Below are 11,710 nucleotides of genomic sequence, written 5' to 3'. Positions count from 1 at the left end.
GATCCGGCCGAACGCGGCAAAGCCCCCGCAACCTCGTCTTCCAGGATACCGCCATGGCTACCAGTACGGCGGCCACCCAGGTCCGGGCGGCGCGGGCGGCAGGCAATCGCAACCGCTCCGCAGGATCCGGGCTTCGGGACGCGGAGCGGGCGCACAGTCAAGGAGGTTCGACGTGCTCACCGTGCGTTGGTCAATCCTTCTTGCCGTTGTCCTGGTCGCTGCCGCCTGCCTGTCCGTTCCCTCGACCGCGGAGGCTGGCGAGCCATCCTGGCGAACGGCCGACCAACCTCAGCCGGGCTATGACCTGACCAAGCTCTGCCTCGCGCAGCGGAACGGCCGCTGGGCGAGCTTCCGGCCGGAGACCTCCCTCTTGCGAAGAGATGCTGGTGGTCGCGCGGGATGGGCGCGAGATCTGGCCGGACAAACTCTTCTATCAGGGCACGTCAAGCCGCACGCCTCCAAGATCTATCGGATCAAGGATAGCTATGCGCTCGGCTACCTGTTCAGCGCGCGACCGGGAATGGTCATGCACGCCTGGGCGGAATCCGGCATGTTGCAGCGGCTGGACGGGGAAATTGAGAAGCCATGATCTGGCCGCGTGCGAGCAGGCATTCGACCGGGCGAAGACGGAGCAGGATGTCCCTTCCGCCGCAGCAGGTTGCACGAAGTTCACGTCGCTCGAGGAGAAGGCCTATCGGCGCATCCGGGACGAGAAGGACCGGGCTGAGAAGCTGCAGCAGGAGGCAGAGGCGGCCCGGACCCGGCCGAGTGCTCCACGGTTAGCGTGCACGGCATCGTGGTGGGCCATCCCTGGAACGTCGCAACCGTCAGGTCTGCGCCCTACGTCGAGGACCTGGTGGCGAGGAATCCCCTGTACTGCGTACGCGGCGGCTTCACAGAGTTCTACGGCTGCGAGGGCGTGGCCTGGATGTCAGACCGCACGGGGTACATCATCGGCTGGGGCGACGGGCGCTATCAGATCACGGTCTCGGTGGACCTGACGATCGAGCGCAAGGACGCGCTGCTCTACATCGACAGAGCGAGCGCCTCCTGCATCGACCAGGAGCTTCCCGACCTGGATTTCACGCAGAACTGGCAGCGGTTCATGCGCAACCACAACGCTTATCGCTGACCCGAGCTACCCTCCGGCGTGCCCGTGCGCGCACCGGCAGCATGCCCCCCTGCCTTGGGGGCGACCTCGCCGATGGACGCCCTGCGGTCATGCGGTTGATCGCCGGTCTGGCCGGGCTCCGACCGGCATCGCCTCCAGATCATGGCGATGCCGAAGCGGCGGATGTGCCGGGGCCCGAGGCGGTGCGAAGTGCTCCGTCCCGGGATCATCCACGGTCCGCCCAGGCAGTGCGGCATCGCCGGTCCATCCAGTGGGGCAGGGCAGATGTCCAGGCGAGTTCATCGGCCGAGCCGCCGCTGAAGATCAGACGTTGCGACCGCGCTTGCCAGAACGCACGAGCGCCCGGAGGCTGAACCCGCCTCATGCCCTTGCCGACTGCTGAACGCACACGACCGTGGGGTTGGGCATTGGGTGTGGATCGTCGCGTTCGGCGGCGTGCCCACTGAACGCCCGCATCTCCATGGCGGCCGGGCGCCAGCGGCTCCCAGGCGATGTACGATCTTCCCACCAGACCACGGTGCTCCGGCAGGCCTGACAGGCGCTCTTGCAGGGAAGCCGGCACCTTTGGAACCTTCCGATGGTCCAGAGGCGAGAAACACGGGCGAAGCAACCGCAGCTGCCAGGGATAGACATGCCCGAAGGGCGGCACCCGAGGCAGCACCGTCCTCCGGCCGGCACGAGGCCCCCGCCGCCCGTCCATCCGGTCGTGCGGCCGGGTATCCGGCCTCAGTACTGCCGCTCGATCGCCTCGTTCACCGCGTAGCGCCAGTGCTCCTTCAGGGTCGCGGCCGGGACGACCGGCTCGACATGGGCGCCGCGCTCGCCGAACAGGTCGGGATAGAGCCAGTAGAGCGCCGCGGTGTCGTCCCAGAGATAGCCCTCGGTCACCGCCGAGGGGTTGATCTGCATCATCGCCTTGATCGCGCCGGGTAGGCCGGTGGCGGCCAGCCCGTTGAACATGTCCGGCCGCGGCACGAAGCTGTCGTCGGCATGCTCCGGCAGGGCGACCCAGGTCATGATCTCGACCAGGCCGCCCTCCAGCACCGACTGACAGGCGGCGCGGTCATAGCTGCAGCTGAAGCCGAGCGGGGCCGCAGCGGTGGGCGGCACGCCCTGGACGATGATTCGCCGCAGCCTTGTGCCGAGCTGCGGCCGATAGGTGGCGAACGAGCTCCACGGCGCCAGCATCAGCACGTCGATCGTCTGGCAGCCGCGCATCGCCTGGCGCACCTCCTCGGCGAGGAAGGTCTCGGGCGGGCCCAGCGGCACGGTGGTCGCGAGGAAATAGCCCAGTCGTTCGGCGCTCTGCCGGGAGGCCGGCAGCCAGTCGGGACTGGTCGGGGCCGGCGAGGGCTTGCCGACCAGGACGCGCACGTCCTTGCGGCTGAGTGCCGCCAGCACCGCGGCGGCACTGGCGCCGTTCTCCGGGCGGCTGACCCCGCCGGTCGTGACGATCGCCCGCACCTTGCCGGTCGGCAGCATCGCCGCGATTGCCCTGGCATCGTCCAGGGCCATGTCGGTGTCGATCAGCACGCAAGCGGCGGCAGCCGGGTTGTCGCCGGGCGTGGGCAGCTCGGCGGCCTCCTCCGGCGCCTGCTCGTCGAACAGCGCGAACTCGGGCATCCGGGCACAGCCGGCCAGCACCGCCACGGCCGCGGCCAGGGCGGTCCAACGCCCAAGTCGGGGGTTCGCCATCTCGTTTCCTCGCCCAAAGCGCTCCTGCCTCGCCCCGGTGTTTGCGCAGGCAGGGGCTAAGCGTCTATAGCCGTGCGCGCTCGCCATGATGCGGGCCCAGCATTTTCCGGATCGCTCATCTTGTCCGACCAGACCGACCAACCTGCCGCCAGTGCTGCCGTCGTCCATCTGGCCCTGCCCAAGGGCCGGATGCAGGACAATGTCCTCAAGCTTCTGGGCGATGCCGGCATCCGACTGACCTTCGACAGGCGCGGCTACCGGCCGACCCTGTCGCTGCCGGGCTTCGAGACCAAGCTGCTCAAGCCGCAGAACATCGTCGAGATGCTCCATGTCGGCTCCCGCGACGTCGGCTTCGCCGGGGCGGACTGGGTGGCGGAGAAGGAAGTCGAGCTGGTCGAGCTGCTCGACACCGGCCTGGACCCGGTCCGGATCGTGGGCGCCTGCGAGCCGTCCTTCCTGCAGGACGGCCGGCCGCGGCCCGGCCCCTTCCTGGTCGCGACCGAGTATGAGCGGCTGACCCGCCGCTGGCTGGAGCGTGAGGTCCTGGAGGGCCGGGTGGTGCGCACCTATGGCGCCACCGAGGTGTTCCCGCCCGAGGATGCCGACTGCATCGTCGACAACACCTCGACCGGCGCCACGCTCAAGGCCAATGGCCTGATGATCTTCGCCGAGCTCCTGCGCAGCTCGACCCGGATGTATGCGCATCCGGGGAGCCTGGACGACCCGGCCAAGCGCGAGGTGATCGAGCATCTGGTGCTGCTGGTCCGCTCGGTGCTGGACGCGCGCAAGCGGGTGATGCTCGAGATCAACGTCCCGCCGGATTGCCTGGAGACGCTGGTCGGCATCCTGCCCAGCATGCGTTACCCGACCGTGTCGCCGCTCCATGCCGGCACCGGCTTCGCGGTCAAGGCGGCGGTGCCGCGCGACGGGCTGCCCACGCTCATCGCCCGGATCAAGTCGGCGGGCGGCACGGACATCGTGGTGTCCGACATCGCGCAGATCGTGCCTTGAGCACCCATCTTCCGATCGTCGTGACCGAGCACGGAGCCAAGCCTTGACCGAGCCACGCATCGTCACCGTCGAGCGTGCCACCAGCGAGACCGAGATCCGGCTGGCCCTGAACCTGGACGGGTCCGGCCAGATCGCGGTGCAGACCGGGATCGGCTTTCTCGACCACATGCTGACGGCCCTCGCCAGGCACGGACGCCTCGACCTGGACCTGCAGGTGACGGGTGACCTCGACGTGGACGACCACCACACGGTCGAGGACACGAGCTTGGCCCTGGGGGCGGCCATCGACCAGGCGCTCGGCGAGCGCCGCGGCATCGAGCGCTTCGCCCATGCCTATGCGCCGCTCGACGAGGCGCTGGCCCGCGTCGTGGTCGACCTGTCCGGGCGGCCGTTTGCCCGGGTCGACATCCCGTTCGTGCGCGAGGTGATCGGCGACGTCGCCACCGAGAACCTGACCCATTTCTTCCAGTCGCTGGCAATGACCGGCCGGATGGCGCTGCATGTCGACGTGCTGCACGGCGACAACGACCATCACAAGGCGGAGGCCGCGTTCAAGGCGCTGGCGATCGCACTACGCCGGGCAGTTGCCCGGACCGGCAGCGCCGAGATCCCGAGCACGAAGGGCAGCCTATGACCCGCCAGGTCGTGATCGTCCCGACTGGTGTCGCCAACATCGCCTCGGTGCGTGCTGCTTGGCGCCGCCTGGGCGCGGACCCGGTGCTGGCAGACGATCCGGCCGCGGTGGAGACGGCCAGCCACGTCATGCTGCCGGGCGTGGGCGCGTTCGGCCCGGCGATGCGGGCGCTCGCCGACAAGGGGCTGGACCGGGCGCTCCAGCGCCGGATCGAGGCGGACCGGCCGACCATCTGCATCTGTGTTGGCCACCAGCTCCTGTTCAAGAGCTCGGAGGAAAGCCCGGGCATCCGTGGCTTGGCGGTGATCGACGCCCATGTCGGCCGGTTCTCGGACGAGGTGCGAGTCCCGCAGTTCGGCTGGAACCGGGTCGAGGCAGAGCCGGACTGCACTTTGCTCCAGGACGGCTACGCCTATTTCGCCAACAGCTACCGGGCGCTCGCGGCACCGGGCTGCAGCGTGGCGCTGGCTGAGCATGACGGGCTGTTCGTCGCCGGGCTGGAGATGGGCAACCTCCTGTCCTGCCAGTTCCATCCCGAGCTGTCCGGCACCTATGGCCAGGAGCTCCTGGCCCGCTTCCTGGAGCGCTGAGCATGCTCACCAAGCGCATCATCCCCTGCCTCGACGTGGCGGACGGCCGGGTCGTGAAGGGGGTTCGCTTCCAGGGGCTGCGCGATGCCGGCGATCCAGCGGAGCGCGCCGCCCTCTACGAGGCGCAGGGTGCCGACGAGATCGTGATCCTGGACGTGGCGGCCACCCCGGAAGGGCGCGGCCACCAGCACGAGACCGTGCGCCGGGTACGCGCCGTCCTCTCCATCCCGCTCACCATCGGCGGCGGCGTGCGCAACGCCGAGGATGCGGCGGCCCTGCTGGAGGCGGGTGCCGACAAGGTCAGCGTCAACACCGCGGCGGTGGAACGGCCAGAGCTGATCCGTGAGATCTCGGAGCGCTTCGGTGCCCAGTGCTGCGTGCTGGCGATCGACGCGAAGCGGGATGGCGACCGCTTCGAGGTGCTGGTCAAGGGCGGGCGGCAGGGCACCGGCAAGGACGTGCTCGCCTGGGCGAGAGAGGCGCAGGAGCTGGGGGCCGGCGAGATCCTGCTCACCTCCTGGGACCGGGACGGTACCCGCTCGGGCTACGACCTGGAGCTGACCGGTGCCGTGGCGGGCGCCGTCCATGTCCCGGTGATCGCGAGCGGCGGGGCGAACTCCGCCGAGCATATCGCCGAAGCGTTCGAGGCCGGCGCGGACGCGGTGCTGGCCGCCTCGATCTTCCATGATGGCGACACGACGGTGGGCGACGTGAAGACCTATCTGGCCGGCAAGGGCGTGGTGGTGCGGCAATGATCGTTCCCTCGATCGACCTCAAGGGCGGTCATGCCGTCCAGCTGATCGGCGGCGAGCAGCAGGTGATCGACGCGGGCGATCCGGCTCCGATCATGGAGCGTTTCCGCCTGGCCGGCGACGTGGCGGTGATCGACCTCGACCGGGCCTTGTCCAAGGGCGATAACGACGCGGTGATCGAGCGGCTGATCGCCATGGGCGACGTCCGGGTGGGCGGCGGCATCCGCTCGGTCGAGCGTGCTCTGCACTGGCTGAACAAGGGTGCCGCGAAGATCATCCTCGGCACGGCGGCCACGCCGGAGCTGCTCGGCCAACTGCCGAAGGACCGGCTGATCGCGGCCCTGGACGCGCGGCACGGCGAAGTGGTGGTGGAGGGCTGGACCAAGGCCACCGGTGCCACGGTCATCGACCGGATCGCCCAGCTCAAGGAGCATGTCGGCGGCTTCCTGGTGACCTTCGTCGAGCGCGAGGGCCGGATGGAGGGTACCGACCTCGAATTCGCAAAAGCCATCGTCGCGGCAGCGGCACCTGGCAAGGTGACGATCGCCGGCGGGGTGACCACGACCGAGGAGCTGGCCGAGCTCGACCGGATCGGTGCCGATGCCCAGGTCGGCATGGCGCTCTATTCCGGGCGCATGGACTTAGGGGACGCGATCGCCGCCCCGCTGGTCTCCGACCGACAGGACGGCCTGATCCCGACCGTGGTCGCGGACGAGCGCGGCGTGGCGCTGGGCCTGGTCTATTCGTCGAGAGAGTCGATCCGGCACGCCGTGGCCGAGCGGCGCGGCATCTACTGGTCGCGCTCGCGCGGGGCACTCTGGCGCAAGGGCGAGAGCTCGGGCGACGTCCAGGAATTGCTGGCGATCACGCCGGACTGCGACCGCGACGCGCTGCGCTTCACCGTCCGCCAGCACGGCCCGGGCTTCTGCCATCTCGGCTGCCGGACCTGCTTCGGCCCGGATGGCGGGTTGGGTGCCCTCTCGCGCCTCCTGCAGAGCCGGCGCGAGAACCCGCCGCCCGGCAGCTACACCGCGCGCTTGTTCGAGGATCCCGCGATGCTCGCGGCCAAGCTGCGCGAGGAGTGCGAGGAGCTGATCGAGGCCAGCCAGCACGACCACATCGTCCACGAGGCCGCCGACGTGATCTACTTCACCCTGGCGCGGCTGGCCGGCCAGGGCATCGATCTGGCCGAGGTCGAGCGCCATCTGGACCGGCGCCACCGCCGGGTGACCCGGCGGGACTGAGCGTTAACAGTTTCTTTACCAGGGCGTGGCAGGAGTCGGTCTAGCCTCTGGAGGCACTGATGCCCGACCTGCTCCTGCTCCTGCTCCTGCTCGAACTCGGCCAGCTGGCCGCCCTGGCCAGCTGGCCCTGCCTGTTCCTGCCGCTCCTGTTCCTGCGCCGGATACCGGGCGCCCTGCCTAGGCCCCGGCCCATGCGCCTGCGGGTCATCGCCCGGGACGGCAGCGAGCGGCAGGTGGAGGTGCTGCCAAGCCGCGATGCGTTCTACCGGGCCCTGCTGCACCGCCCGACGGGGACTGAAGAGGTGAGGGTGCACCTGCACCCGCGTGCCAGCTGAGCGTAAAGCCGGCCCCGACCTGGGCGCCAGTAACCTGGCCGCATTGACCTGCCCGGATTTTGCCGCGCGTGTTCCATAGGTCGCTGGACAAGGAGGGATCGAACGATGACCGGGCACGCAGTTCTCTGGGCGGGGCCACTGCTGATAGCCGGAATGCTGCTGATACCGGCAGCGCAGGCGGCCAGCTTCGATTGCGCCCGTGCGGCACAGGCCGACGAGCGGGCGGTCTGCGCGGACCCCGGTCTTTCCGCCCTGGACAGCGAGATGGGCGGCCTGTGGTTCGCCTATCACGAGCTGCCGCTGCTGATGGGCGCCAGCGGTGCCCGCCAGGACGAGGCGGAAGCGTTCCTGCAGGAGCGCGCCGCCTGTGGCGACGACCGGGACTGCCTGGACGAGGCGTACCGCACGCGCATCGCCACGCTGAAGGATCGCCTGCGCCAGGATATCGCCGCCGTCGCCAGCAGCCAGGCAGCACCGGCGGAGCTGCCCTCACCCGTGGCGGCGATCGACTATGCCGAGCAGTGCCGGAGCCTGGGTGGCCGGTTCGACCCGGACGACCGCCCGTCCGTGCTGGCCGGCGATCTCGACCGTGACGGCAGCCTGGACTACCTGCTCGACACGGCAGCGCTGGAATGCGCGGGTGCCGCCACGGCCTTCTGCGCCAATTCCGGGTGCCGGATCGATCTGGCGCTGTCCTCCGCAGGGTTCCGTCCGGTCACCACGACCGGCGGGGCGCCGAGCCTGGCGCAGCAGGCGGACGGGCTGGAAGCGTCGATCTGGGTCAGCGACGAGCAGTGCCCCGACCTGCCGGCGGACCGGACCTGCTGGCTGCGCTACGTCTGGGCGGACGGAAAGCTGCAGCAGAGCCACGAGACGCGGCCTCGCTCGGACTGAGCGCTTCTGGCCGAACTGGCGGATCGGGGCGGATGAACCGGCTGTTCCGGAGGCCGCCGCCCTGGGCACCGTGCGCCTGACGGTGCGCCGGCGCCCGATCGGGGCCGGGCGCACAGGCGACCGCGTAGGTCATGCGATGTCGCGAGCGCCGGCCTCCACCGCTGCGCGCAGTGCCGGGGCATGGGACAGGACCCGCCGCACCCAGTAGCCGGCGAGGCGTCGATGGTCTGCCGAGCGCGCGGCGCATTCGCAGAGCAGCCAGCCGCCCGCCAGATCGCCCAGCAGCCGCAGGTACGCGGTGGCACCCGCCGCCTGGTCGTCGGCGGAAGCCTGGAGGAGATGAGACGTGGCAGCCCGTACCGTGGCCAGGGCCGGTGCCAGTTCCGCACCGTGCGGCAGCTCCGGCAGCCGCGCTTCGATCCGCGCGAACAGCCGCTCCGTGATTTGCCCTTCCTCCAGCGGCAGCTTGCGGGCCACCAGGTCCTGTGCCTGGATGCCGTTGGTGCCCTCGTAGATCGGCAGGATCCGGGCGTCGCGATAAAGCTGGGCGACCCCGGTCTCCTCAATATAGCCCATGCCGCCATGGACCTGGATCGCATCGGAGGCGATCTCCAGCGCCCGGTCGGTGCACCAGGCCTTGGCGACCGGTGTGAGCAGGCCGGCCAGCGCCTCGTCCCCCTGATCCAGGGCGGAGGCCGTGAGGTAGCAGATGCCCCGCGCGGCGGCGGTGGTCGCCTGCATCCGGGCAAGCGTCAGGGCGACGTCCGGGTGCTGGTCGATCGTGACGGTCTCGCCGCCGCGCCGGCCCTGGCGGCGCTCCGCCGCGTAGGCCAGCGCCGCCTGGGTCGCCATCTCCATGACGCCCAGGCCCTCCACGCCAACATTCAGCCGGGCATTGTTCATCATGGTGAACATGCAGCGCAGGCCGCCATGGGGCGGGCCGACCATCCAGCCGACCGCACCGCCGCCGTCACCATAGGCGATCACGCAGGTGGGCGAGCCGTGGATGCCCAGCTTGTGCTCCAGGCCGGCGACCCGCCAGTCGTTGCGGCTGCCGTCCGGCAGGAGCTTCGGCACCAGGAACAGGGAGATGCCGCGGCTGCCGGCGGGTGCCTCGGGCAGCCGGGCCAGGACCAGGTGCACCACCTGGTCGACATAGTCGTGGTCGCCGAAGGTGATGAAGATCTTCTGCCCGGTGATCCGGTAGCTGCCGTCGCCCGCAGGTTCGGCTTTGGCGCGCAGCGTGCCGAGGTCGGAGCCCGCCTGCGGCTCGGTCAGGCACATGGCACCGCTCGCCTGGCCGCTCACCATGTCGTGGAGATAGCGCTCCTTCAGCTCGTCGGAGGCATGGTGCAGGATCGCCTCGATGGCCCCCTGGGTGAGCAAAGGCGCCAGGTACCAGGTGAGGTTCGCGGCATTGAAGCTGTCGGCCAGCGCGGTTGCGACCGACCAGGGTAGGCCCTGGCCACCGTACTGCTCCGGAAACGGCAGGCCCAGCCAGCCCGCCTCGCCGAACTGCCGCCAAGCATCGGCAAAGCCACTGGCGGTGCGCACTATCCCGTTGTCGAGCCTGGTGCCCTCCCGGTCGCCTGTCTGGTTGAGCGGTGCCAGCACGTTCTCGGCGAACCGGCCGCCCTCGCGCAGGATCTGCTCGACAAGTTCATCGTCCAGCCCAACCCGGCCGGCGCCGCTGGTCACCGCCTGGAGGGTAAGGATCTGTGCCTCGACGGGTGCACGGAACGGGATCAATGGAGGACCTCCAGGGCTTCGCGGTGCAGCCGGGCACTGTCCTCGCCAAAGCAGGCGAACACGACTCGCTCCACCGCGGGATGGCGATGGGCCGCCTCGCGCGCGGCCGCCACCGCCACTTGGGCTGCCTGATCCGGCGGATAGCCGTAGATGCCGGTCGAGATCGCAGGAAAGGCGATCGACGCCGCACCCAGCCGCGCCGCCTCGGCAATGGCGCCGCGATAGCACGCGGCGAGCTGCCTGTCCTCACCGGCCGCACCGCCCTGCCAGACCGGGCCCACCGCATGGATCACGAACCGTGCCGGCAGCTGGAAGCCCGGCGTCGCGCGGACCTCGCCAGTGGGGCAGGGGGTCAGGCTGGCGCAGGCCTTCGCCAGCTCGGGCCCAGCCACGCGGTGGATGGCGCCGCACACCCCGCCGCCCGGCAGGAGCTGCCCGTTCGCCGCGTTCACGATCGCGTCCACGTCGAGCATCGTGATGTTGGCCTGGATCACCTCGAACCTGGTCATGGCGCAAGCTCCGGATCAGCGATGACGCCAGGATTGAGGATGCCGTCCGGATCCAGGGCGTGCTTGAGGCGCGCCATCAGTTGCCGCTCGACCGGGTCCTTCAGCCGGTCCAGCGCCTGGCGCTTCCAGCGCCCGATGCCGTGCTCGGCCGAGAACGAGCCGTCCATGGCGGCGACGATGTCGAACAGCGCGTCTTGCAGCCTCGCGCGGTCCTCGGACTCGAGCCGGTCCGGTGCTCTTGCCAGCACGTTCACGTGGAGGTTGCCGTCGCCCAGGTGGCCGAACGGGAACAGGACGATGCCTGGCCGCACCCGCGGCAGGATCTCCTCGCAGCGCTCGATCAGTTCCGGGATCCGGTCGCTCGCGACCGCCACGTCGGAGCGCCAGACCGAGCCCGTCCGGGTCATGGCCTCGGACTGCCCCTCGCGGACCTGCCACATCTGGGCGCGCTGCGCGTCGTTCTGGGCGATCGTGCCGTCCAGCACCAGGCCCTGCTCCATCGCCGCCTCGAGCACTGCCTCCACATGCGCCATCAGCCCGTCGGGAAAGCTCCAGGCCACGGTCGCCAGCACGTGCCAGGGATGGCGTCCCTCGACCAGCCGGATGCCGAACGCCGCCTCGGCGGCTGCCACCCCGGCATCGGCGATCAGCTCGAAGGCCGAGATCGTGTCGCCCAGCCGGCTGCGGAACAGTTGGAGCAGTTCTATGCCCGCAGCCGGCGTGGCCACCGCCAGCCACAGGTCATGGCGTTCCCGCGGCCGCGGCGAGAGCGCCAGCGTGGCCGCCGTCACGATCCCGAGCGTGCCTTCCGAGCCGATGAAGACCTGCTTCAGGTCGTAGCCGGTATTGTCCTTGGGCAGTGCGCGCAGGCCGTTCCAGAGCGTGCCGTCGGCCAGCACGACCTCCAGGCCCAGGACCAGGCGCCGCGTCATGCCGTAGCGGAGCACGTTGATGCCCCCGGCATTGGTCGCGACATTGCCGCCGATCCGGCAGCTGCCCTCCGCACCCAGCGAGAGCGGGAACAGTCGGTCGATCCGCTCGGCCGCCGCCTGCACCTCGGCCAGCACGCAGCCGGCCTCGGCGACCAGATGATCGCCCGACGGCGATACGCTGCGGATCCGGTTCAGCCGCTCCAGGTTCAGGACCAGCTGGCGGCCGCTGCCGT

At 70.2% G+C, this 11,710-nt stretch carries 13 protein-coding genes; 9 read left to right on the top strand and 4 right to left on the bottom strand.

The features are described 5' to 3' along the window. Window positions 1-172: 172 nt before the first annotated feature. Both EQG76_RS22750 and EQG76_RS22745 read left to right on the top strand, forming a co-directional pair. On the top strand, window positions 173-589 hold the full coding sequence (locus tag EQG76_RS22750) for a hypothetical protein (protein WP_159716592.1): 417 nt from the start codon (window positions 173-175) through the stop codon (window positions 587-589). A gap of 195 nt (window positions 590-784) precedes the next feature. Then, a complete protein-coding gene (locus EQG76_RS22745; protein WP_159716591.1) occupies window positions 785-1,132 on the top strand; it encodes a hypothetical protein in 348 nt (115 codons plus the stop codon). A gap of 726 nt (window positions 1,133-1,858) precedes the next feature. Here the strand turns inward: EQG76_RS22745 and EQG76_RS22740 are convergent. Next, window positions 1,859-2,827, bottom strand: coding sequence for a nucleoside hydrolase (locus tag EQG76_RS22740; RefSeq protein WP_159716590.1), 969 nt, complete (start codon window positions 2,825-2,827; stop codon window positions 1,859-1,861). A gap of 120 nt (window positions 2,828-2,947) precedes the next feature. Here EQG76_RS22740 and hisG point away from each other — a divergent pair, with 120 nt between their 5' ends. The 7 genes from hisG to EQG76_RS31795 all read left to right on the top strand — a co-directional run bounded on the left by hisG (window position 2,948) and on the right by EQG76_RS31795 (window position 8,287). Further along, window positions 2,948-3,838, top strand: a complete 891-nt coding sequence (gene hisG, locus EQG76_RS32410; protein ID WP_159716589.1) for an ATP phosphoribosyltransferase — start codon at window positions 2,948-2,950, stop codon at window positions 3,836-3,838. Window positions 3,839-3,881: 43 nt separating this feature from the next. Further along, window positions 3,882-4,472 carry an imidazoleglycerol-phosphate dehydratase HisB gene (gene hisB, locus EQG76_RS22730; protein WP_235031517.1) on the top strand — a complete coding sequence of 197 codons (591 nt, stop codon included), beginning with the start codon at window positions 3,882-3,884 and terminating at the stop codon, window positions 4,470-4,472. Continuing rightward, window positions 4,469-5,062: an imidazole glycerol phosphate synthase subunit HisH gene (gene hisH / locus EQG76_RS22725; RefSeq protein WP_159716587.1), complete on the top strand. Its 594-nt coding sequence runs from the start codon at window positions 4,469-4,471 to the stop codon at window positions 5,060-5,062. The genes hisB and hisH overlap by 4 nt, the downstream gene beginning before the upstream one ends. A 2-nt stretch (window positions 5,063-5,064) precedes the next feature. Further along, entirely contained in the window at window positions 5,065-5,817 is a 753-nt protein-coding gene (gene hisF / locus EQG76_RS22720; RefSeq protein WP_159716586.1) for an imidazole glycerol phosphate synthase subunit HisF, read from the top strand. After that, window positions 5,814-7,058: a phosphoribosyl-ATP diphosphatase gene (gene hisE, locus EQG76_RS33165; protein WP_159716585.1), complete on the top strand. Its 1,245-nt coding sequence runs from the start codon at window positions 5,814-5,816 to the stop codon at window positions 7,056-7,058. The genes hisF and hisE overlap by 4 nt, the downstream gene beginning before the upstream one ends. A 59-nt stretch (window positions 7,059-7,117) precedes the next feature. After that, window positions 7,118-7,393 carry a hypothetical protein gene (locus EQG76_RS22710; RefSeq protein WP_159716584.1) on the top strand — a complete coding sequence of 92 codons (276 nt, stop codon included), beginning with the start codon at window positions 7,118-7,120 and terminating at the stop codon, window positions 7,391-7,393. Window positions 7,394-7,498: 105 nt separating this feature from the next. Then, window positions 7,499-8,287, top strand: a complete 789-nt coding sequence (locus EQG76_RS31795; protein ID WP_200841039.1) for a lysozyme inhibitor LprI family protein — start codon at window positions 7,499-7,501, stop codon at window positions 8,285-8,287. 129 nt (window positions 8,288-8,416) lie between these two features. Here EQG76_RS31795 and EQG76_RS22700 read toward each other — a convergent pair whose 3' ends face one another. From EQG76_RS22700 to EQG76_RS22690, 3 genes are all read right to left on the bottom strand, one after another. After that, window positions 8,417-10,033 carry an acyl-CoA dehydrogenase gene (locus EQG76_RS22700; RefSeq protein ID WP_407925562.1) on the bottom strand — a complete coding sequence of 539 codons (1,617 nt, stop codon included), beginning with the start codon at window positions 10,031-10,033 and terminating at the stop codon, window positions 8,417-8,419. Next, complete coding sequence (locus EQG76_RS22695) at window positions 10,033-10,545, bottom strand: O-acetyl-ADP-ribose deacetylase (RefSeq protein WP_159716582.1); 513 nt, start codon at window positions 10,543-10,545, stop codon at window positions 10,033-10,035. Before EQG76_RS22695 ends, EQG76_RS22700 begins: the two co-directional genes overlap by 1 nt. Beyond that, a partial coding sequence (locus EQG76_RS22690; protein ID WP_159716581.1) for an FAD-binding oxidoreductase occupies window positions 10,542-11,710 on the bottom strand: 1,169 nt, incomplete at its 5' end. The genes EQG76_RS22695 and EQG76_RS22690, both read right to left, overlap by 4 nt.

The organism is Geminicoccus flavidas (assembly GCF_009806515.1).
In the GTDB taxonomy this organism is placed as follows: domain Bacteria; phylum Pseudomonadota; class Alphaproteobacteria; order Geminicoccales; family Geminicoccaceae; genus Geminicoccus; species Geminicoccus flavidus.
Note: the sequence above shows the minus strand (reverse complement) of the source record. Positions and strands in the feature narration are given on the sequence as shown.